Here is a 22161-nt window from a genome sequence, read left to right as displayed (position 1 = left end):
GGCCAGCGCCCCCGCGGCCAGCGTGGCGCCGCGCCAGAAGCCGGCCGCGCCCCACAGGCGTTGCCACCAGCCGGCGGCGGCCTGGCCCGGCGCTGCCGCGGCTGCGGGAGCCGGCTGCCAGCCCAGGCGCTGCTCGATGCCGCACCAGAGCTTGTCCACCGGCTCGGAGCCTGCCTGCACCTCGGCGATGCCCGCCAGGCGCGCCTGCCACTGGCCGAKGGCGGCGCGGATGGCGGGTTCCTGCCGCGCCAGCTGCTCGAAGCGGCGGCGCGCGCCGCCGCGCAGCACGCCCAGCGCGTACTGGGCGGCCAGGCGATCGATCAGGTCGGGGTGGCGGCCGAGGTTCATGACAGGCTTTCCAGGCACGTGCGCAGGCGTTCCAGGCCGCGGCGTATCCATGATTTGATGGTCCCGAGCGGCACCCGCAGCTGCTCGGAAAGTTCGCTATGGCTCATGTCGCGCAGGTAGGCCAGCGCGATGGCCTGCCGCTGGGGCTGTTCCAGCCGCTGCAGGCACCGGTTCAGCGCCTGGGCCTGCTCGCTGGCCAGCGCCAGTTCGGCCGGGCCGGCCGCGTCGTCGGCGAGCCATTCGCCGAGGCTGTCGTCCAGTTCCACGGACTGGCTGGCGCGCGCGGCTGCCTGCCGGCGCAGGCAGTCGAGCGCGCGGTTGCGCACGATGGCTGTCATCCACGTCATCGGGGCGGCCAGGTGCGGCCGGTAGTCGCCGGCGTGATGCCAGATGCTGACAAAACTCTCCTGCACGACATCCTCCGCCCAGTCACGCCTGCTGGTGATACGCAGCGCGAGGCCAAACAGTTTCGTTGCCGTCTGGTCGTAGAGCTGGCGCAGGGCGTGCCGGTCGCCCATGGCCGTGCCCTGCAGCAGCGCGGCGAGCCGGTCGGCGTCGGCCGGCCTGGGGGCGAAGGTGGAATCGTCGGGGGAGGACACCGGGGGCGGAACTCGCAAGTGACGTTGCCGGATTATAGGCACGGCTTGCGCGTTTCATGGGTGCGGCACACCGCCAATCGCCGCATCCCGCTGCATCCGATCGGCAGGGCGCTGCGTAGATGGGTCAGGTGCCCGGGTTGTACCCGCCGCAGCCCGAGCGGGCGCGCGGCAGAACGAGCAGGGCACCACCTACCCCCAAGAGACAGGAGAAGACCATGGAACGCATGCAGTCGAAGCCCGGGCAGGCGTCGCGCCTTGCCGGCGAGGACACGCAGGACCGCATCCTTGTGGCACCGGATGCGCGCCGGCGCGGCCTGCTCAAAGTGCCCGGGCTGTTCGCGCTGGGCTCGCTGGCGGTGATGAGCCTGGGCGAGTCGATGCCGGCATGGGCGCAGGCCCAGTCCGGCAGCACCAAGGACGATATCGCCATCCTCAACGTTGCCCTCGGGCTGGAATACCAGGCCATCGCCGCCTATCAGGTGGGCGCCGAGAGCGGCCTGCTGCAAAAGCCGCTGCTGGACACCGCGGTGCGCTTCCAGACGCACCACAAGGCCCATGCGCAGGTGCTGGCAAGCACGGTGTCCAAGCTGGGCGGCAGTCCCGTCATGACCAAGAAGCCGGGCGAATACGGCTTCCCCGCCGACCAGCTCAAGACCCAGGCGGATGTGCTGCGCTTCGCCGCGGGACTGGAGAAGGGCGCCACCGCGGCTTACCTGGGCGTGCTGCCGAATTTCCACAACCGCGAGCTGACCAAGGCCGCCGGCAGCATCCTGGGCGACGAAGCCATGCATTGGGCGGTGCTGCTGTCCGCGCTCGGCGAAGACCCGGTCCCCGGCGCCTTCGTCGGCTGAGCGCCTCCCTCTGCGCCGTCCGGCCTGCGGGCCGGGCGGGTTTCCGCCGCCATGGTCAACCACCATGGCGGCTTTTTTACGCCGGCATGCGGCCGCCGGCGCCTGCTGCCTCAGCCGCTGTTGCGCAGTCCCGCCGCCACCCCGTTGATGGTGAGGTGGATGCCGCGGCGCACGCGGATGTCGTCGCCGTCCTTGCCCGAGCGGTAGCGCTTGAGCAGCTCCACCTGCAAGTGGTTGAGCGGGTCGAGGTAGGCGAAGCGGTTCTTGATCGAACGCGCCAGCAGCGGGTTGTCGGCCAGGCGTTCCTGGCGCCCGGTGATCAGCGCCAGCATCTCGCTGGTCAGGTGCCACTCCGCGCTGATGCGCGAGAACACGGTCTTGCGCAGCGCCGCGTCCTCGCACAGCCCGGCGTAGCGCGATGCCACCGCCAGGTCGGTCTTGGCCAGCACCATGTCCATATTGGACAGCAGCGTGGAGAAGAACGGCCAGTTCCTGACCATGCGGCGCAGGGTGGCTTCGACCGCCTTGCGGGCCTTGTCGTCCGGCGCCGCGTCCAGCACCGCCTTGACCGCGCTGCCGAAGCCGTACCAGCCCGGCAGCAGCAGCCGGCACTGGCCCCACGAGAAGCCCCAGGGAATCGCGCGCAGGTCTTCGATGCGGCGGTGCTTCTTGTCCATCAGCTTGCGCGAGGCCGGTCGCGAACCGAGGTTCAGGTCGGCGATCTCGGTGATCGGCGTGGTGGCGAAGAAGTAGTCCTTGAAGCCCGGCGTGTCGTAGACCAGGTGGCGGTAGGAGGAGAAGGCGCGGTCCGAGAGCTGCTGCATCATCGCCTCGAACGCGGCCAGCTCCTTCGGCGCGTTCTGCGTGGGCAGCAGCGAGGCCTCCAGCGTGGCGGCGATCACCGTCTCCAGGTTGCGCCGGCCGATCTCGGCGTTGGCGAACTTGCTGTTGATGATCTCGCCCTGTTCGGTCAGGCGGATCTGCCCGTTGACCGTGCCCGGCGGCTGCGACAGGATGGCCTGGTAGGTCGGGCCGCCGCCGCGCCCGACGGTGCCGCCGCGCCCGTGGAACAGGCGCAGCTTGACGCGGCGCTGCTCGAACAGCTGCACCAGCGCCAGCTCGGCCTTGTACAGTTCCCAGTTCGAGGTCAGGAAGCCGCCGTCCTTGTTGGAGTCCGAGTAGCCCAGCATGACCTCCTGCTCGCCGCCGTGGTGGGCGATCACCGAGGCGAAGCCCGGCAGCTCCAGCAGCGACTGCATGATGCCGGCGGCGTTGCGCAAGTCCTCGATGGTCTCGAACAGCGGGATCACCATCAGCTCCATGCGGGCCGGATCGGCCTTGCTGCCCAGCGTGCCGCGCAGCATGCCGGCTTCCTTCTGCAGCAGCATCACCTCGACCAGGTCGGAGAGCGTCTCGGTGTGCGAGATGATGTAGTTGCGCGCCACGCGCGCGCCGTAGCGTGCCCGCAGCTTGCGCGCCATCTCCAGGATGGCCAGTTCGCTGCGGGTCTGCTCGGAATAGGTGTGCCACGGCAGGGTCAGCAGGCGCGGCTGGCGCAGCTCGGCCAGCAGCAGCTCCAGCTTGCGCGGCTCCGGCAGGCTGGCGTAGTCGGCCTCCACGCCGGCGGCGGCGAACAGCTCCGCGATGACCGCCTCGTGCACGTCGGAGACCTGGCGCATGTCGATCGACGCCAGGTGGAAGCCGAACACGGCGATGGCCTTGGCCAGCGCATCGACGCGGGTGCGCGCCAGCGCCGCGCCGTGGTGGGCGCGCAGCGAGTCGATCACCACCTGTACATCGGCGCCGAACGACTGCGCATCGGCATAAGGCGCGGCGTCGGCCACCGCATGGCGCGGCGCGGCCTGCCCGGTCACCGCCAGGCAGGTTGCCGCCAGGCGCGCGTAGATGCCGATCAGGGCGCGGCGATAGGGCTCGTCGGCGCGGTGGTCGGAGTGGTCGGGCGAGGCTTCGGCCAGGGCCAGCAACTCGGGGCTGGCCTCCACCATCAGGCTCGACATCGACAGCTCGGCGCCGAGCGCGTGCACCTCGTCCAGGTACCACTCGAGGATCAGCGACGATTGCTTGCTGGCGGCCTGCTCCAGCGTATCCGCGGTGACGTTGGGATTGCCGTCGCGGTCGCCGCCGATCCACGAGCCCATCTGGAAGAAGGGCGCGAGCTGCGTGCCGCCGGCGGCCGGCGCGCCCTTGTTCTTGCGCGAGGCGGGGAACACCGCGGCGATGTCCTCCTCCAGCTCGCTCATCAGTTGCGGGATGCCGTGCAGGAAGCAGGTGCGGTAGTAAGAGAGCGCGTTCTCGATCTCGTCCACCACCATCAGGCGCGTGTTGCGCAGCATGCGGGTCTGCCACAGCGTGGTGACGCGCGCGCGCAGCAGTGCGGTGTTGTGGTCGCGCTCGCGCGCGGTCATGGGCAGGTCGCGCTCGGCCAGCAGGCGCGCGATCTCGCGCTCGGCGTCCAGGATGCTCTTGCGCTGCACCTCGGTGGGGTGGGCGGTGAGCACCGGCACGATCAGCGCTTCGTCGAAGAACTTGCGCAACGTCTTGCCGGTCACGCCGGCGGCGTCGATCGCCTCCAGCGCGCGCGCCAGGCTGCCCGGCTGCGGCGGCGAGCCCGCCAGCGCGTGCACGCGGCGGCGGCGGTTGTGGTGCTGGTCCTCGGCGATATTGGCCAGGTGCGAGAAATAGCTGAAGGCGCGCACCACCCAGTTGGTCTGGTCGCGCGACAGGCGCTTGAGCAGGCGGTCCAGCTCCGCGCCGGCGGCGCGGTCGTTCTCGCGGCGAAAGCGCACCGCGGTCTGGCGGATGGTCTCGACCAGCTCGAAGGCGGCTTCGCCTTCTTGCTCGCGCACGCACTCGCCCAGCAGGCGGCCCAGGAAGCGGATGTCCTCGCGCAGCGGCAGGTCCTTGTCGCTGGCGCGGCGCGCCGGCGCGCCGGCCAGCGGGATGGCGGCAGCCGCGGGCGCTGCGGCCCGCGTGCTTGCCCGGCCTTTTGCCCGGGCTGTCTTGGCGGCTTTGGTGGCGGGCGCGTCGGGGGTGCTTGCGGGAGCCGGGGCCAGGGCCAGGGCGGCGTCGGGGGCGTCAGCCCGGGCGGCGGTGGGCTTGCGCCGGCCGGCAGGGCGCGCAGCTTGCTGCGTCATGCAATCTCCTGTTGTCTCATATCTCTTATTCGTGGCCTGGAGTGGCTTGGGGTGCGTGCTAACATGCGCGGATGCAAGCATCCGTCCCCCCGACTCCTTCCAGCGGCTCGCCGCGCAAGCTCGTCATCGCCTCCCGCGAGAGCCGTCTGGCCATGTGGCAGGCCGAGCATGTGCGTGCTGCGTTGCAACAATACTATCCCGCGTGCGATGTGTCCATCCTCGGCATGACGACGCGCGGAGACCAGATTCTAGACCGTACGCTGTCGAAAGTCGGCGGCAAAGGGCTGTTCGTCAAGGAGCTGGAGATCGCGATGGCCGAGGGCCGCGCCGATCTCGCCGTGCACTCGCTCAAGGATGTGCCGATGGAGCTACCCGAGGGTTTCCTGCTCGCCGCCGTGATGGAGCGCGAGGACCCGCGCGACGCGCTGGTCTCGAGCCAGTTCGGCTCGCTCGACGAGATGCCCGCCGGCACCGTGGTGGGCACCTCCAGCCTGCGTCGCGAAGCCGCCCTGCGCACGCGCTACCCGCACCTGGAGATCCGTCCGCTGCGGGGCAATCTCGATACCCGCCTGGGCAAGCTGGACCGCGGCGACTACGCCGCCATCATCCTGGCCGCGGCCGGGCTCAAGCGCCTGGGCCTGGCCAGCCGCATCCGCGCCGTGCTGGATCCCGTCAGTTCGCTGCCGGCCGCGGGGCAGGGCGCGCTGGGCATCGAGATTCCCGCTGGCCGCCCTGAACTGGCCGCCTGGATCGCCCCGCTCAACCATGCGCCGAGTGCGCTGRCCGTGACCGCCGAGCGCGCCGTGTCGCGCATGCTGGGCGGCTCGTGCCAGGTGCCCTTGGCCGCGCATGCGCAGTGGGACGGCACCCGGTTGAGCATCGACGCCTTCGTGGCGCTACCGGACGGCACGCGCGGCGTGCGCGCCAGCTCGGCGGCCGTCGTGGCGGGTGCCGACGCAGCCGCCCAGGCCGAGGCGCTCGGCAAGGCCGTCGCGCAGGACTTGCTGGACCRGGGCGCAGCGGGGATCCTGGCTGCGCTGGCCGATCCGGCTTCTCCGCAAGCCCCCGCCTGAGGCCGGCCCATGCCCCGCCCGACCGTCGTTGTGACACGACCCGCCGGGCAGTCCCGGCAGCTGACCGAGGCGCTCTCGGCAGCCGGCCTGGACGTGCTCGGCTTTCCCCTGCTGGCGATCGGTCCCGCGGCCGACGAAGGCCCCCTGCGCGCCGCGCTGGCGCGGCTGGCGGACTTTGCGCTGGTGGTCTTCGTCAGCCCCAATGCGGTGGCCTTTGCACTCGACGCGCTGGCCCAGGTGCAGGACAAGCCCGCGCCGCAGTGGCCGCCATCCGTGCCGCTCGCGCTGGTGGGGCCCGCCAGCGTGGGTGCCCTGGCCGAGCGCGGGATCGCCTCGCCCGACTACCGGGTGATCGCGCCGGCGGGCAGCCATGCGCATGAAGCGGATGGCGCCAACGGGGGCGCAGACAGCAACGACATTCCCGATAGCGCGGATAGCATCGACAACGGCGATGCGCGCTTCGATTCCGAGGCCCTTTGGCAGCAGATCGAAAGCCGGCTTGGCATGCAGACGCTGGCCGGGCGCCAGGTCCTGATCATCCGCGGCAACGGCGGGCGCGACTGGCTGGCCGAGCGCCTGCGTGGCGCCGGCGCAGAGGTGAGCGCAGTCGAGGCTTACCAGCGCTCCGTGCCGACGCCCGGCAGCATGCAATGGCAAGCCGTGCGCGATGGCCTGAAGCCGGGTGCATCCCCGCAGGCGTGGCTGCTGACCAGCTCCGAAGCGGTGCGCAATCTCGACCGCATGGCCCGCGAGGCACTTAGCCCGCAGGAGCTGGCCGGCCTGCGCCAGGTGCAGTGCATTGCCCCCCATGCGAGAATCGCCGAACAGGCCGCCGCACTGGGCTTCGCCCATGTGCGGCGCGCCGCACCGGGCGACGGAGGGCTGCTCGCCGCGTGCCGCCGGTGGGCCCAGGCGCACGCCGGACCACCGGCGCCGATGCCGGCGGCGCCCCCGCTGGCCGTGGCCACGGCTGCGGTGGTGCCGGGGCCCGGGGCAACAGTGGCATTCGCGGCATCCGCGGCGTCTGCGGCGTCYGCCGCGGCAGCGGCGCCGGCCGCACCAGCCGCGCTGCCGACACCGGCGGCGCCCGAGCCCGGGCAAGACAATCGATCACCCGCAACATCGTCATCAACGTCAACGAAGGCCGATCGCGTGACGCAAGAACATACCGCTCCTCCCGCCGCCAGCCCGCCGTCCGCGGCCCCGGTGATGCCCGTCCGCGGCGCGTCGCGTTTCAATCCGTGGTGGCTGCTGCTCGCGCTGCTGATCCTCGCCATCGGCGGGGGCTTCTGGTGGCTGCAGCACCGTGTCGAGCACCTGACCCAGGAGCTGGCGCGGCGCCAGCAGAACAACGATGCGCTGGTGCAGGAGACGCGCGTGCTGTCGCGCAATGCGCAGGACACCGTCAAGGAACTGCAGGCCAAGGTCGGCGCGCTCGACGGCCAGGTCGGCGAGGCGCGCGACAAGCAATCCGCGCTGGAACAGGTCTACCAGGACCTGATGCGCAACCGCGACGACTGGGAGATCGCCGAGATCCAGCAGTTGCTCACCAACGCGGGCCAGCAGCTCCAGCTGACCGGCAATGTGCAGGTGGCGCTGGCCGCGCTGCAAAGTGCCGACACGCGCCTGGCGCGTACCGACAAGCCGCAGTACAACCTGCTGCGGCGGGCCATCGCGCGCGATGTCGCGCGCATGAAGGCGGTGCCCGATACCGACCTGACCGGCGCCGCCATCAAGCTCGACGAGGCCATCAACCAGATCGACGTGTTGCCGCTGCTGTCGAGCGAGCGCATGCTCGAGCGCAGCGAAGCCGATGCGCGCAAGGCCGACATCAAGGCTGACGTCAAGGCCGATCCCAGGACGGAGAAGGGCGCCACCGGCGCCAGGAACGGCGCGCGCGCCGATGCCGCGCCCCAGGCGGGCAACGCCATCGTCAACTGGTTCGGCGGGCTGTGGGGCAGCGTGCGCGACGAGCTGATGCAGGTCATCCGCATCCGCCGCGTCGACGATGCGCAGGCGCTGCTGCTGACCGGCGACCAGGGCTGGTTCCTGCGCGAGAACGTCAAGCTGCGCCTGCTCAATGCGCGCCTCGCGCTGCTGTCGCGCAACGAGCCGGTGTTCCGCAACGACCTGGCTGCCGCGCAAGCCATGATCGGCCGCTACTTCGATACCAAGTCGCGCCGCGTGCAGGCGGTGCTGACGCTGCTCAAGCAGGCCCAGGCCGGCGCCGTGTCAGTCCAGCTGCCGACCATGGCGGAAAGCCTCGGCGCGCTGCAGGCGCTCAAGAAGGAGTAGCGCATGCGGCTTCTGTTCTGGGTGGCGATCCTTTTTGGCGGCGCGGTCGGGCTGGCGCTGTTTACGCAATTCAATCAAAGCAACGTGGTGCTGTTCTACCCGCCGTACCGGGTCGAACTCTCGCTGAACCTGGCGCTGGCCCTGCTGCTGCTGGCGTTCTTCGTGGTCTGGACCATCCTCACCACCGTGCGGCATCTGTCGGAAATGCCGGGCCGCGCGGCGGCCTATCGCGAGCGCAGCCGCATGAACCGCGCGCAGGCCGCGTTGCGCGAGGCGATCGAGAACCTGTTCGCCGGCCGCTTCGCCCGGGCCGAGCGCACCGCGCGCGAAGCCCAGGCCTGGCCCGACCAGGCCCAGACCGCGGCGCTGATCGGTGCGCGCGCCGCCCACCGCATGCAGGAGATGGAGCGCCGCGACGCCTGGATGGCACAGGTCACCGGCGCCGAGCGCGAACAGGCGCGGCTGGTGTCGATGGCCGAGATGCTGGTCGACGCCCGCGACGCGGAAGGCGCGCTCGACACCATCGCGCAGCTGCAATCGCAGGGCTCCCGCCAGATCCACGTGCAGCGTATCGCGCTGCGCGCCCACCAGCACCTGAAGAACTGGTCCGAAGTGCTGCGCCTGGCGCGCTCGCTGGAAAAGCGCAATGCCCTGCATCCCGTGCTGGCGCTGCGCCTCAAGCAACTGGCCTGCGAGGCCCTGCTGGAAGAATGCCGCCACGACAGCGAGGCACTGCATGACCTGTGGCGCTCGCTGTCCTCCGACGAGCGCCGTGCCGCGCGCATCGCCGAGCCAGCCGCGCGCTACTTCGCGGCGCTGGGACGCCAGGACGAGGCGCGCAAGATCGTGGAAGACGCGCTCAAGGTCAACTGGGACAGCCGCCTGGTGCTGCGCTATGCCGAATGCGCCGAACCCGGCCACGCGCTGCCGCAGATCCAGCAGGCCGAGAAATGGCTGGCGCAGCATCCTGTCGATGCCGACCTGTATTTCGCGCTGGGCACGCTGTGCCTGGGCGAGAAGCTATGGGGCAAGGCCCAGTCGAGCTTCGAGCGGGCGCTCAAGTATGCCGACGACGAATCACAGCGCAGGCTGCGGGTGCGCGCGCACCTGGCGCTGGGCCGCCTCTACGAGGAGACCGAGCGGCCCGAGGAAGCGCAGAAGCACTATCGGGAAAGCGCCATGCTGGCAGCGTGAAGGCTGGCGCCGCGGGCTGCAAGGCGCGCGGTGCCGTGCGCCGGCGAACCTCATCGGGCGAACCTCATTCCTCCCCGCCCTGACCGGATTCCGTCCGGTTCTCCTTCACCACCGCATACCGCGCCAGCGTTTCCTTGCGTGCCACATCGTGCTGCACGAGCGGGCGTGGATAGTCCTCGCCGAGCGTCACCCCGGCGCCCGCCAGGACATCGTCGGGTGCCGTCCAGGGTGCGTGGATGTACTTGTCGGGCAGGCGCGCCAGTTGCGGCAGGTACTTGCGGATGAAGCGCCCCTGCGGGTCGAACTTCTCCGACTGCGTCACCGGATTGAAGATGCGGAAATACGGCTGCGCATCGCAGCCGGTGGAGGCGGCCCATTGCCAGCCGCCGTTGTTGGCGGAGAAATCGAAATCGTTGAGCTGGTCGGCGAAATACTGCTCGCCGCGCCGCCAGTCCACGCCCAGGTCCTTGACCAGGAAGCTGGCCACCACCATGCGCAGGCGGTTGTGCATATAGCCGCTCTGACGGATCTGCAGCATGGCCGCATCCACCAGCGGGTAGCCGGTGCGGGCGTCGCGCCAAGCCTCGAAGTAGCGCTCGCCGGTGGCGCCGGCCGCCCAGCGGATGGCATCGTAGGCCGGATGGAAGGCATGCCCGGCGGCCACGCGCGGATGGTGATGCAGGATCATGAAATAGAAATCGCGCCAGATCAGCTCGGACAGCCAGGTGGCTGCGCCCGCGCTGTCGGCGCCGCCGCGCAGCGTGGCGGCGTGTGCGGCGCGGGCCAGCGTGCGGATCGACAGCGTGCCGAAGCGCAGGTGCACAGACAGGTAGCTCGGGCCGCGCAGGGCGGGAAAGTCGCGCCGCCGCGCGTAGTCGCCCATGCGTTCGCAGAACTCCTCGAACAGGGCGTGGGCGCCTTCGCTCCCCGTCGGCATGGCGATCTCGGCCAGGTTGGACGGCGCGAAGCCCAGCGCCTGCAGCGTGGGCAACGCCCGCGCATGGGCCTTGGGCACCGGGGCGAGCGCCGAAAGCCAAGGCTCGACCGGATAGGGCCGCAGGTCGAACGGCAGCAGCGCCTTGAGCCAGGCGTTCTTGTACGGTGTGAACACCGAGAACGGCTTGCCCTGGCCGGTCAGGATCTCGTCGCGCTCGAAGATCACCTGGTCCTTGAAGGTGAAGAAGACGCGGGACGCATCGGCCAGGGCTTGCCTGACATGGGTGTCGCGAGCCTGCGCGGCGGGTTCGTAGTCGTGGTTGACGAAGACGGCCTGGGCATCCAGTTCGGCGGCCAGCGCGGGGATCGCCGCGCGCGCCGTGGCATTGAGCACGATCAAGCCGCCGCCGGCTGCCTTCAGGGTGGCCTCCAGCGAGGCCAGCGAGGCCAGGATGAACGCCACCCGGCGGTCGGCGGCCAGGCCGCGCGCGAGCAGCGGATCGAGGATCTCGCGGTCGAATACGAACACGCACCACACCCGGCGGCAGTGCTTGAGGGCATAATGCAGCGCCGCGTGATCGTCGGCGCGCAGGTCGCGCCGGAACCAGACCAGGCCGCGCTCGAACTGCCTGTCGATCCGGTAGGGCTGGCGCGCGCCGGCAGGGGAGAGGGGCAAGATCGGACGCTCCGCGGGATGAAGCCTGCTACCCTACCATACGGATGCGTGCAGGCGGCCGAGGCGCCGCATTGCCGCAATGCGCTGTGACGGACGCGTCCGAATTTCCAGTTTTCCAAGATTTCCAGATAGCAAGAAGCAAGACATGGCCACCACACTCGACCGCATCCTCCAATCGCAAGGCTTCGGCACCCGCCGCTACTGCGGCGACCTGATCGGCGCTGGCCTGGTCGAAGTCGACGGCGTGTTGTGCGAGGACCCGCGCGCGCAGTTCGAGGTCGAAGGGCTGCGCCTGACCGTGGACGGCGAGGCGTGGATCGGCCACGCCAAGGCCTACCTGATGCTCAACAAGCCGGTCGGCTACGAGTGCTCRCAGCGCCCGCGCCACCATCCCAGCGTCTACAACCTGCTGCCGGTGCCGCTGCGCCAGCGCGAGGTGCAGGCGGTGGGCCGGCTGGACCAGGACACCACCGGGCTGCTGCTGCTGTCGGACGACGGCCAGTTCATCCACGCGCAGACCTCGCCCAAGAAAAAGGTGCCCAAGGTCTATGAGGTGACGACGGCCGAGCCGGTCACGCAGGCCCAGGTCGACGCGCTGGTGGCCGGCGTGCAGCTGGAAGACGAACCCGCGCCGATCGCCGCGGTGGCTTGCGAGGCCACCGGCGAGCGCAGCCTGCGCCTGACGCTGTCGGAGGGCAAGTACCACCAGGTCAAGCGCATGGTGGTCGCGGCCGGCAACCACGTGGACGCGCTGCACCGCAGCGCCATCGGCGGGCTGGTGCTGGAAGCGGCGCTGGCGCTGGGCGAATGGCGCTGGCTGACGCCGGACGACCTGGCCGCGCTGAAGCGCATGGAATAGGGTGCGCGCGGCGACGCGCACCGGGGACCGGAGCGGAAGCGCCGGCATGCTGCGATGCGGCATGGGCGAATCTTTTCCGGACGGACGGCTTTGATTTGATAAAATGCAGGGATGGCGACGCTGGAAGCCCCAATCAATCTCACCAATCAGTTCCTGATTGCCATGCCCGGCATGGCAGACCCGACCTTTTCGGGTTCCGTCGTCTACTTGTGCGAGCACAACGACCGCGGCGCGCTGGGCCTGGTGATCAATCGGCCTATCGACATCGATATGGCCACGCTGTTCGACAAGATCGACCTCAAGCTCGAGATCCAGCCGGTGGCGCAGCAGCCCGTGTACTTCGGCGGGCCGGTGCAGACCGAGCGTGGCTTCGTGCTGCATGATCCGGTCGGCATCTACGTCTCTTCGCTGGCGGTGCCTGGCGGACTCGAGATGACCACCTCCAAGGACGTGCTGGAAGCCGTGGCCAACGGCAGCGGCCCGCATCGCTTCCTGCTCACGCTGGGCTATGCCGGCTGGGGCGCGGGGCAGCTCGAGGAGGAGCTCAGCCGCAACGGCTGGCTGACAGTCCAGGCTGACCCCGAGATCATCTTCAGCGTGCCTCCCGAAGAGCGCTTCGCCGCCGCCATCCGCCTGCTGGGCATCGACTTCACCATGCTCTCGGGCGAGGCCGGGCATGCCTGAGGGCGCAGCGGCGCACGTGCCGCGCCCGCTGCCCACCGACGGCACCGTCCTGGCATTCGATTACGGCGAAAAGAAGATCGGCGTCGCGCTTGGCAATTTCATCACGCGCGAGGCGCGGCCCCTCACCATCCTGCCCAATCCCACCGTGGAAGCCCGCTTCGAGGCGGTGACGGCGCTGATCAAGGAATGGGCGCCGGTCCAGCTGGTGGTGGGCATGCCCATCAAGCCGGATGGCGGCGAGCAGCCTTCCATGCGCCTTGCGCGCCGCTTTGGCAACCAGCTCAACGGCCGCTTCGGCTTGCCGGTGGAATGGGTGGACGAGCGCTACACCTCGCGGCTGGCCCAGATGGCCGGTTATCGCCCGGGCGAGCTCGACGCGGAAGCCGCCCGCCTTATCCTGCAACAGTACTTCGACCAGCATCCCCTATGACCCAGACTTCCTCTCCAGACGCCGAGGCGCTCTACCGAACGCTKCGTGACCAGGTGCAGGCAGCGCTGCCTGCGGCCGAGCGCGCGCAATGGTCGGTGGCCGGCATTTATTCCGGTGGCGCCTGGATTGCCGAGCGGCTGGCCGCCGACCTGCAACTGGCCGGCCACGGGGTCATCAACGTCGCCTTTCACCGCGACGACTATGCCAAGAAGGGCCTGCACAGCCAGGCCCAGCCCACCACGCTGCCGTTCGACGTGCAGGACCGCAAGATCCTGCTGATCGACGACGTGCTCGCCACCGGCCGCACCATCCGCGCCGCCGTCAACGAACTGTTCGACTACGGCCGCCCGGGGATCCACCCCGGCACGCCAGCCTGGCTTGCAAGCTCAGCAACACAAGTCCGCTCCAGACCAGCCAATCGCCGCCGCCCGGCCCTCTCCAACTGCCATGATCAAGACGTTCCGCAACCCGCAACTGACCAAGAACGGCGAGCTCAAGCACCTGCTGTCGATCGAAGGCCTGTCGCGCGAGATGATCGCGCACATCCTCGACACCGCCAGCCAGTTCGTCTCGCTGTCCGACTCCGACCGCGACGTGAAGAAGGTGCCGTTGCTACGCGGCAAAAGCGTGTTCAACCTGTTCTTCGAGAACTCCACGCGCACCCGCACCACCTTCGAGATCGCCGCCAAGCGGCTCTCGGCGGACGTGCTCAACCTGAACATCAACGCCTCGTCCACCAGCAAGGGCGAGTCGCTGCTCGACACCATCAACAACCTGTCGGCGATGTCGGCCGACATGTTCGTGGTGCGCCATGCCAGCTCCGGCGCGCCCTACCTGATCGCCGAGCATGTCGCGCCGCATGTCCACGTGATCAACGCCGGCGACGGCCGCCACGCGCACCCCACGCAGGGGCTGCTCGACATGTACACGATCCGCCATTACAAGCAGGACTTCACCAAGCTCACGGTGGCCATCGTGGGCGACATCCTGCACTCGCGCGTGGCGCGCTCCGACATCCACGCRCTGACCACGCTGGGCGTGCCCGAAGTGCGCGCCATCGGCCCGCGCACGCTGCTGCCGTCCGGACTGGAACAGATGGGCGTGCGCGTCTTCCATAACATGGAAGAAGGGATGAAGGGCGTCGACGTGGTGATCATGCTGCGCCTGCAGAACGAGCGCATGAGCGGCGCGCTGCTGCCGTCGGCGCAGGAATACTTCAAGGCCTATGGCCTGACGCCCGAGCGGCTGGCGCTGGCCAGGCCCGACGCCATCGTGATGCACCCGGGTCCGATGAACCGCGGCGTGGAGATCGACTCCGCCGTGGCCGACGGCCCGCAATCCGTGATCCTCAACCAGGTGACCTTCGGCATCGCCGTGCGCATGGCGGTGATGGGGATCGTGGCCGGAAACCACGACTGAATCGCGCCGTAGCCGCACCATTGCGTCCCAGCCAGAACAACCGAAACAAGCCAAGCGACACGATATGAAGATCCACATCAAGGGCGGCCGCCTGATCGACCCGGCCGCGAACATCGATGCGCAGCAAGACCTTTACATCGCCGCCGGCAAGGTCGTCGGCGTCGGCAGCGCGCCGGCGGACTTCCATGCCAACAAGACCATCGACGCCAGCGGGCTGGTCGTCTGCCCGGGCCTGGTCGACCTGTCCGCGCGCCTGCGCGAGCCCGGCTACGAATACAAGGCCACGCTGGAGTCCGAAGTGGCCGCCGCCACCGCCGGCGGCGTGACCAGCCTGGTCTGCCCGCCCGACACCGACCCGGTGCTCGACGAGCCCGGCCTGGTGGAAATGCTCAAGTTCCGCGCGCGCACGCTCAACCAGACCCACGTCTATCCGCTCGGCGCGCTCACGCTCGGCCTCAAGGGCACGACCCTGACCGAGATGTCGCAGCTCACCGAAGCTGGCTGCATCGGCTTCTCGCAGGCCGAGGCCCCGATCCACAACACCCAGGTGCTGCTGCGCGCGCTGCAATACGCGCAGACCTTCGGCTTCACGGTGTGGCTGCGCCCCGAGGACCCCTACCTTGGCGGCGGCGTGGCCGCCAGCGGCGCGGTGGCGTCGCGCCTGGGGCTGTCCGGCGTCTCGGTGATCGCCGAAACCGTGCGCCTGCACACCATCTTCGAACTGATGCGCAGCACCGGCGTGCGCGTGCACCTGTGCCGCCTGTCGTCCGCCGCCGGTATCGAACTGGTGCGCCAGGCCAAGCGCGAAGGCCTCGCCGTCACCTGCGACGTCAATATCCATCACGTCTCGCTGACCGACATGGACATCGGCTACTTCAACTCGCAGATGCGCTTCTCGCCGCCGCTGCGCAGCGGCCGTGACCGCGACGCCATCATCGCCGGCCTGGCCGACGGCACCATCGATGCCCTGTGCTCCGACCACACCCCGGTGGACGACGACGAAAAGCTGCTGCCCTTCGCCGAAGCCTCGCCCGGCGCCACCGGCCTCGAACTGCTGCTGCCGCTGACGCTGCGCTGGGCCGCGGAACACAAGGTCCCCCTGGCCAAGGCGCTCGCCCGCATCACCGCCGAACCCGCCCGCGTGCTCGGCCTGCCGGCCGGCACCCTGACCAGCGGCAGCACCGCGGATATCTGCATCTTCCATCCCGAACAGGAATGGAAGGTCGAGCGGCGCGCGCTCAAGAGCCAGGGCAAGAACTCGCCATGGCTCGGCTATGACATGCGCGGCCGCGTACGCACCACGCTGGTCAGCGGCCACGTGGTCTACGAACTAGCGTGACGCACACCGCGTTTTGCACGCCATCACCGACGTGATGCTGCAGGGCGACCTGGTATGCGTGTTCCCGGAAGGCACCACCACCGACGGCACCAGCGTGCTGCCGTTCCACGCCAACCTGATGCAGGCGCCGATTTCGGGCGGGCTGCCGGTGCAACCGGTCGGGCTGGCTTACCTGGACACCGCCACCGGGCAGCCCACCCTGGCACCGGCGTATATCGGGGACCTGAGCTTGCTCGATACGCTCGATGCGGTGCTGCGGGCGAGGCCGATCACGGCACGGCTGTGCTTTGCTCCGGCCATCGCCGCGGCCAGTGCCAGCCGGCGGGAGCTGGCGCAGGCGGCGTGGGAGGTGGTGGGGCATCTGAGCCAGGGGGCGCAGCACCATGCGCTGGAGGTGGTGGGGCGGGTCAATGGCGGCGTGACTCCGCCTGCCACCGACCTTCCCGGCCTTCCCGGCCTTCCCGAACTCACGGACGAAGGCACGCCCGCGCCAGCCACCTCGCAGTAGGCGGCAAGCCGCCCGGATGGCATTACGCCAGAGGGTCGCAATACTGCGGGCACTCGACCTGCACCAAGGTCCGCTCGGCCGGATCCGCCGCCAGCCGCGCGGCCGTCAGCTTGCCGCCCCAGACGCAGCCCGTATCCAGCGCCATCAGGTTCGGCCGCATTACCAGCCCGAGGGTCGACCAGTGCCCGCACACCACGGTGGTGCCCTCCGTCCGGCGGCCGGGGATGTCGAACCAGGGCATGTAACCCGCCGGCGAGCCGCCCGGGCCTTCCTTGGTCTTGAGGTCCATCACGCCGTCCGTACGACAGAAGCGCAGGCGGGTGAGGGCGTTGACAACGACCCGGTGGCGGTCGATGCCGCGCAGGCTGTCGTCCCAGTGGTCCGCGGCGTTGCCGAAAACATCGGCCAGGAAGGTTTTCCAGTCGGGGCCCTGCAGCTCGCGCTCGACTTCCCGGGCCAGCTCCATGGTCTGGTCGGCGCTCCACTGGGGTAGCACGCCGGCGTGGACCAGGAGAAAGCCGTTTTCATGGATGGCCATCGGGCGGTGGCGCAGCCATGTGATTAATTCATCGCAATCCGGCGCGCCAAGAAGATCGTCCAGCGTATCGCTGCGCCCGCGCTTGCGCACGCCCGCGGCCACCGCCAGGAAATGGATGTCGTGGTTGCCGAGGACGGATTCGGCGCGGGCGCCGAGTTCGCGCACGGTGCGCAGGGTACGCAGCGAGGCGGGGCCGCGGTTGATGAGGTCGCCGACAAAGCGCAGGGCGCTGTCCTGGGGCAGGCGAGCGACCAGTTCGTCCAGCGAACCGGCACAGCCCTGGAGGTCGCCGATGGCGAAATGATGTTTTTGGGTCACAAATAGGGGCCGGTTAAGCATTGCGCCAGGTCTTCACCCGGTTGGCATTTGGTGGCACGGATACGTTACAACACGCTACAAAAAAAAGGGGGAGCATCTCAAGCAGGGGGGGTCTGTCGGATAGAATACCGCCACTTCTGCAAATACTTAACATGACGCCGCCCGTTTCGGGCCCGGCGGAGACTTGGCATTCGCCGTGTTCTCGAATATCAGATAGCAGGGAGCCCTGGTCTTGTCCCAAATACTTGTCACTGGTGGCGCCGGTTTCATCGGTGCCAATTTCGTTCTTGACTGGCTGCGCGATGACAGCGCGGACGCGGTTGTCAACGTGGACAAGCTGACGTATGCGGGCAACCTGGAATCCCTGGCATCGCTGCAGGGCAATAGCCGCCACACCTTCTCCCGCACCGACGTCTGCGACCGGGCGGCGCTGGACCGGCTCTTCGACAGGCACCGGCCCCGCGCCGTGATCCACTTTGCCGCCGAAAGCCACGTCGACCGCTCGATCGAAGGACCGGGCGCATTCATCCAGACCAATGTTGTCGGCACGTTCACCTTGCTGGAGGCCGCGCGCGCCTATTGGCAAAGCCTTCCGGTCCCGGAGCGCGAGGCTTTCCGCTTCCTGCACGTCTCCACGGACGAGGTATTCGGTTCCCTGAAAGATAGTGATCCTGCCTTCACGGAGACCACGGCCTACACTCCGAATAGTCCGTATTCGGCATCCAAGGCCGGTGCTGACCACCTGGTGCGGGCTTATCACCATACCTATGGCTTGCCGGTCCTGACCACGAACGGTTCAAATAGCTATGGCCCCTATCACTTTCCCGAGAAGCTGATCCCGCTGGTCATTACCCGGGCCCTGGCTGGCGAGCCGTTACCGGTCTACGGCGACGGACTTAACGTAAGGGACTGGCTCTACATTGCGGATCATTGCGCTGCTATCCGCGCGGTGCTGGCCCATGGGCGGCCTGGGGAGACCTACAACGTCGGGAGCGGAAACGAGAAGGCCAACCTCGACGTGGTCGGGGCCCTGTGCGATCTCCTCGACGAACTGCGGCCGAAGGCCAGCGGTTCCTATCGCAGCCAGATCACCTTCGTTGCCGACCGTCCCGGCCACGACCGGCGCTATGCGGTCGATTCGCACAAGCTCCGGACAGAACTAGGCTGGATCTGCGAGGAGACCTTCGAGTCGGGACTGCGCAAGACGGTTCAGTGGTATCTGGACAATCCGCAGTGGATCGAGCGCATGACCTCCGGAGAGTATCGGAAGGCGCGAGAATGACCGATGTGCGCAATAATCCATCTCACGTGCCGACGCTTCTTGTAACAGGAAGCAACGGCCAGGTGGGGTTCGAATTGCGGCGTGCCCTGATGCCACTCGGGCGCGTGATCGCGCTCGACCGCGCTGCCTGCGACCTGGCGCGTGCCGACAGTATCCGCCATGCCGTGCAGGAATATCGCCCCGACGTCATCGTCAATGCCGCGGCCTGCACTAGCATGGATAAGGCCGAAGTCGACGCGGAGGGCGCATTTGCCGTGAATGCCACCGCCGTCGGTATTCTTGCCGAGGAAGCGAAGCGGCTCGGCAGCCTCTTCGTGCACTATTCAACGGATTGTGTTTTCGATGGGCGGCAAGACGTTCCTTATACGGAAACGGATGCGGTGAATCCCATTTCCGTCTATGGGCGGAGTAAGCTGGCAGGGGAGCAGGCCATCGCAGACGTGGAGCCAGCCGCACTTGTTTTGCGAACAAGCTGGGTGGCTGGCGCGCACGGCCGCAATTTTGCCAAGACCATGCTGCGCTTCGGCCGCGAACAGGCCTCGATCCGAGTGATCCGGGACCGTTTCGGCGCACCCACGGGCGCCGCCCTGATTGCCGACGTGACGGCGCAGATCGTGGCGCGGCAATGGCTGTTCGGCGACCGGCAGGCGTTCCCGCACGGTATCTACCATCTTGCCGCGGCGGGTGAAACCAGTCCTTATGGCTATGCCAGCGAAGTGCTGCAGTATGCGGCGGACAAAGGTCTGGCGCTGAAGACCGGCCCCGCGCAGCTGCAGGCGATTCCAGCAAGCGAATACCCGTTGCCGGCGGCCCGGCTGGCCAGCGCCCGGCTCGATACCGGCAAGCTGCGCGCTACCTTCGGCATTCATTTGCCGGACTGGCGCGAAGGCGTGCATCACCTGCTCGATCAGATCCTGCCGGAGGTGGGCCAGCCATGAACCTGAAAGCGACGCCTACGGCCCTGCCGGAAGTGCTGATACTTGAACCGAGGGTGTTTGCCGACGATCGCGGGCATTTTTTCGAAAGCTTCAATGCGCGCGAGTTCGAAAATGCAACGGGTTTTAGCGGTGTTTTTGTGCAGGATAATCACAGCCTGTCGGCAAGAAATGTGATTCGTGGCCTGCATTACCAGATCGGGCGCCCGCAAGGAAAACTGGTCCGGGTTGTGGCGGGGGAAATTTTCGACGTGGCGGTGGATCTGCGGCGTCAGTCGCCGCGCTTCGGGCAATGGGTAGGAATGACGCTGTCACGAAGGAGCGGCCAGCAATTGTGGGTCCCACCGGGTTTTGCGCACGGCTTCCTGGTTTTATCGGACACGGCGGAAGTGATTTATAAGACAACAGAATACTGGAGCCAGAGCCATGAACGGACCATCGCGTGGGACGAACCGCAGTTGGGCATTTCCTGGCCTCTCGAGGGGCGGCCGATTCTGTCGGAGAAGGATCGCCACGGCGCTCTCCTTGCCGAGGCGGATGTCTTTGCCTGAAGCCAGCGCGGCCACAGTGCCGGCGCGTGTGCCGGCAGTCCGTTGTGACGACTAATTCAAGAACAATCATGCTGCTCAAGAAAATCTCGGAGATGTCGCGTCAGAAGAAGATTCTGCTGATGCTGGTGCTCGATTTCTTTTTACTGCCGCTGTCGCTCTGGTCGGCGGTCGGATTGCGCACGGATCATTGGCAGGTCAGCTCGCAATACCCCATCGGCCTGTACTTCGTCACCTCCCTCGTTGCGATTCCGGTCTTTATCAAGCTGGGCTTGTACCGGTCGGTGGTGCGGTATATGGAGGACCGGGCCATTCTGACCATCGTGGCCGCAGTCACCATTTCGATCGGTATATTCGGGTCGCTGATTTTCTTCCTGGGCCTGTCCAACGTGCCGCGCGGGGCATTGCTGATCTACTGGCTGCTTGCCATCGTCTATATCGTCTGCAGTCGGTTCTTCGTGCGGGCGGCGTTCAGGATGCTGCCATCGTTCGGGCACCAGGGGCAGAAGGTCGTGATCTATGGCGCCGGCGACGCCGGCCGGCAGCTTGCCGTCGCGCTGGGCGTCGGCACGGAGTACGAGCCCGTGGCGTTCGTTGACGACGACGTGGCCAAGCGCGGGCTGAGCATCGCCGGGATCAAGGTCCACGGCGCGGACGAACTGCCGGCGCTGGTCAGGCGGCTCGCGGTCCAGCAGGTGCTGATCGCCATCCCGTCGGCATCGCGCAGCAGGCGTATCGAGATCGTCAACGCGCTCGAGCCGCTGGCTGTCGAGGTGCGCGCCGTGCCCGGCATGGCCGAGATGGTTTCCGGCGAGGTGCGCCTGGACGACGTGCGCGAGGTCGAGATCGACGAATTGCTGGGGCGCGACGTGGTGGCGCCCAACAAGAAGCTGTTGATGGGCAATATCGACGGCAAGAGCGTCATGGTGACCGGCGCGGGCGGCTCCATCGGTTCCGAGCTCTGCCGGCAGATCATCAAGAACAATCCGTTGCGGCTGGTCCTGTATGAGCAGTCCGAGTTTGCCTTGTACGCGCTCGAATACGAGTTGCAGCAGACCATCCTGGCGAAGGGGCTGTCGATCGAACTGGTGCCGGTGCTCGGCTCGGTGCAGAACGGCGAGCGGGTGTACGGGATCATGTCCCGCTACGGCGTGCAGACGATCTACCATGCGGCGGCCTACAAGCACGTGCCGATCGTCGAGTTCAACATGACCGAGGGCATCCTGAACAACACCGTTGGCACGCGGGTCACGGCGGAGGCGGCGATCCGTGCCAACGTCGAAGCGTTCGTGCTGATCTCGACCGACAAGGCGGTGCGCCCGACCAATGTCATGGGGGCAAGCAAGCGCATGGCCGAGCTCTGCCTGCAGGCCTTTGCGCAGGAGCCGCACGTGCGCACCCGCTTCAGCATCGTCCGCTTCGGCAACGTGCTCGGGTCGAGCGGGTCGGTGGTGCCGCTGTTCCGGACGCAGATCGCGAGCGGCGGTCCGGTGACCGTCACCCACCCGGACATCATCCGTTATTTCATGACGATCCCGGAGGCGGCCCAGCTTGTTATCCAGGCCGGCGCGATGGGGGGCGACGGCGAGGTATTCGTGCTCGATATGGGCCAGCCGGTGAAAATCGTCGACCTGGCCCGTCGCATGATTCACCTGAGCGGATTCCAGGTGCGCGACGAAAACAATCCGGATGGGGATATCGAGATTGAATTTACCGGCCTGCGCCCGGGCGAGAAGCTTTACGAGGAACTGCTGATCGGCGACGCCGTCAGCGGCACGGGCCATCCGCGCATCATGAAAGCGGACGAGTCCTGCCTGAGCCGCGAGAAACTCGACGAAGAAATGCGCAGCCTTATCGCGGCCTGCGATTGCAACGACTGCGAGGCGATCCGCACCATTCTCCTCGAATGCGTATCGGGTTTCCGTCCCGACCGCGACATCAAGGACCACCTGCATGAAGAGCCGGCACCCCGTATCCGCCTGCTGCGCTAAGGCCGGAACGTTGATCCGGCCGCAAGGCGCAGGCATGCGCGGGCGGGCGCACCCCGTGTGCCGGCAACGCCGCGCCACGGCGCCATTTCGTTTCGGAGCACTGAAACTATGGCAAAATGCCGGGAGTTTTTGTCCTGTGCCAGCCATTGGGCAAGTGGGCAAGAGACGGAGGCAGGACGCAGT

The 22161-nt window shown here is 68.0% G+C and carries 17 protein-coding genes and 3 pseudogenes; 15 read left to right on the top strand and 5 right to left on the bottom strand.

The window, feature by feature from the left end:
- Window positions 1–348: pseudogene (locus tag AC1DO7_RS33305) on the bottom strand (anti-sigma factor); the annotation flags it as partial.
- On the bottom strand, window positions 345–866 hold the full coding sequence (locus AC1DO7_RS33300; protein WP_441613326.1) for a sigma-70 family RNA polymerase sigma factor: 522 nt from the start codon (window positions 864–866) through the stop codon (window positions 345–347). The pseudogene AC1DO7_RS33305 and the gene AC1DO7_RS33300, both read right to left, overlap by 4 nt.
- Before the next feature lie 305 nt (window positions 867–1171).
- Between AC1DO7_RS33300 and AC1DO7_RS33295 the strand changes: the two genes are divergently transcribed.
- Complete coding sequence (locus AC1DO7_RS33295) at window positions 1172–1798, top strand: ferritin-like domain-containing protein (protein WP_441613325.1); 627 nt, start codon at window positions 1172–1174, stop codon at window positions 1796–1798.
- A 110-nt stretch (window positions 1799–1908) separates the two neighbouring features.
- Here AC1DO7_RS33295 and ppc read toward each other — a convergent pair whose 3' ends face one another.
- A complete protein-coding gene (ppc, locus tag AC1DO7_RS33290) occupies window positions 1909–4953 on the bottom strand; it encodes a phosphoenolpyruvate carboxylase (protein ID WP_441643198.1) in 3045 nt (1014 codons plus the stop codon).
- 71 nt (window positions 4954–5024) lie between these two features.
- Here ppc and hemC point away from each other — a divergent pair, with 71 nt between their 5' ends.
- From hemC to AC1DO7_RS33275, 3 genes are read left to right on the top strand one after another with little or no spacing between them, the layout of a single operon-like run.
- Window positions 5025–6026: a hydroxymethylbilane synthase gene (hemC, locus tag AC1DO7_RS33285; RefSeq protein WP_477117064.1), complete on the top strand. Its 1002-nt coding sequence runs from the start codon at window positions 5025–5027 to the stop codon at window positions 6024–6026.
- A gap of 9 nt (window positions 6027–6035) precedes the next feature.
- Window positions 6036–8321: a fused uroporphyrinogen-III synthase HemD/membrane protein HemX gene (gene hemDX / locus AC1DO7_RS33280; RefSeq protein ID WP_441613300.1), complete on the top strand. Its 2286-nt coding sequence runs from the start codon at window positions 6036–6038 to the stop codon at window positions 8319–8321.
- Between the two features lie 3 nt (window positions 8322–8324).
- Window positions 8325–9515: a heme biosynthesis protein HemY gene (locus AC1DO7_RS33275; RefSeq protein WP_441613299.1), complete on the top strand. Its 1191-nt coding sequence runs from the start codon at window positions 8325–8327 to the stop codon at window positions 9513–9515.
- 64 nt (window positions 9516–9579) lie between these two features.
- Here the strand turns inward: AC1DO7_RS33275 and AC1DO7_RS33270 are convergent, their stop codons facing one another.
- Complete coding sequence (locus AC1DO7_RS33270) at window positions 9580–11127, bottom strand: cryptochrome/photolyase family protein (protein ID WP_441613298.1); 1548 nt, start codon at window positions 11125–11127, stop codon at window positions 9580–9582.
- A gap of 145 nt (window positions 11128–11272) precedes the next feature.
- On the opposite strand from AC1DO7_RS33270, the gene AC1DO7_RS33265 reads away from it, so the two are divergent.
- From AC1DO7_RS33265 to AC1DO7_RS33235, 7 genes and pseudogenes are all read left to right on the top strand, one after another.
- Complete coding sequence (locus AC1DO7_RS33265) at window positions 11273–11986, top strand: 16S rRNA pseudouridine(516) synthase (protein WP_441613297.1); 714 nt, start codon at window positions 11273–11275, stop codon at window positions 11984–11986.
- 111 nt (window positions 11987–12097) lie between these two features.
- The gene (locus tag AC1DO7_RS33260; RefSeq protein WP_035863791.1) at window positions 12098–12670 is read left to right on the top strand and encodes a YqgE/AlgH family protein; all 573 of its coding nucleotides are present in this window, start codon (window positions 12098–12100) and stop codon (window positions 12668–12670) included.
- Complete coding sequence (gene ruvX / locus AC1DO7_RS33255) at window positions 12663–13100, top strand: Holliday junction resolvase RuvX (protein ID WP_441613296.1); 438 nt, start codon at window positions 12663–12665, stop codon at window positions 13098–13100. Before AC1DO7_RS33260 ends, ruvX begins: the two co-directional genes overlap by 8 nt.
- Window positions 13097–13450, top strand: a pseudogene (pyrR, locus tag AC1DO7_RS33250) (bifunctional pyr operon transcriptional regulator/uracil phosphoribosyltransferase PyrR); the annotation flags it as partial. The gene ruvX and the pseudogene pyrR, both read left to right, overlap by 4 nt.
- Before the next feature lie 97 nt (window positions 13451–13547).
- Window positions 13548–14519 (top strand): aspartate carbamoyltransferase catalytic subunit, encoded by a 972-nt coding sequence (locus tag AC1DO7_RS33245; RefSeq protein ID WP_441613294.1) that lies wholly within the window; start codon window positions 13548–13550, stop codon window positions 14517–14519.
- Between the two features lie 64 nt (window positions 14520–14583).
- Window positions 14584–15858, top strand: a complete 1275-nt coding sequence (locus AC1DO7_RS33240; protein ID WP_477117063.1) for a dihydroorotase — start codon at window positions 14584–14586, stop codon at window positions 15856–15858.
- Window positions 15854–16366: pseudogene (locus tag AC1DO7_RS33235) on the top strand (1-acyl-sn-glycerol-3-phosphate acyltransferase); the annotation flags it as partial. The gene AC1DO7_RS33240 and the pseudogene AC1DO7_RS33235, both read left to right, overlap by 5 nt.
- A 22-nt stretch (window positions 16367–16388) precedes the next feature.
- Here AC1DO7_RS33235 and AC1DO7_RS33230 read toward each other — a convergent pair.
- A complete protein-coding gene (locus tag AC1DO7_RS33230; protein WP_441613291.1) occupies window positions 16389–17243 on the bottom strand; it encodes a symmetrical bis(5'-nucleosyl)-tetraphosphatase in 855 nt (284 codons plus the stop codon).
- Window positions 17244–17454: 211 nt separating this feature from the next.
- Here AC1DO7_RS33230 and rfbB point away from each other — a divergent pair, with 211 nt between their 5' ends.
- The 4 genes from rfbB to AC1DO7_RS33210 all read left to right on the top strand — a co-directional run bounded on the left by rfbB (window position 17455) and on the right by AC1DO7_RS33210 (window position 21978).
- Window positions 17455–18504, top strand: coding sequence for a dTDP-glucose 4,6-dehydratase (gene rfbB / locus AC1DO7_RS33225; protein WP_441613290.1), 1050 nt, complete (start codon window positions 17455–17457; stop codon window positions 18502–18504).
- A complete protein-coding gene (gene rfbD, locus AC1DO7_RS33220; protein ID WP_441613289.1) occupies window positions 18501–19442 on the top strand; it encodes a dTDP-4-dehydrorhamnose reductase in 942 nt (313 codons plus the stop codon). The genes rfbB and rfbD overlap by 4 nt, the downstream gene beginning before the upstream one ends.
- Window positions 19439–19990, top strand: a complete 552-nt coding sequence (gene rfbC, locus AC1DO7_RS33215) for a dTDP-4-dehydrorhamnose 3,5-epimerase (RefSeq protein ID WP_441613288.1) — start codon at window positions 19439–19441, stop codon at window positions 19988–19990. The genes rfbD and rfbC overlap by 4 nt, the downstream gene beginning before the upstream one ends.
- Window positions 19991–20058: 68 nt before the next feature.
- Window positions 20059–21978: a polysaccharide biosynthesis protein gene (locus AC1DO7_RS33210; RefSeq protein ID WP_441613287.1), complete on the top strand. Its 1920-nt coding sequence runs from the start codon at window positions 20059–20061 to the stop codon at window positions 21976–21978.
- Window positions 21979–22161 lie beyond the last annotated feature (183 nt).

It is taken from the genome of Cupriavidus sp. 05N40 (genome assembly GCF_056397305.1).
The sequence above is the reverse complement of the archived record's forward strand: the minus strand, read 5'-3'. Positions and strand labels throughout refer to the sequence as shown.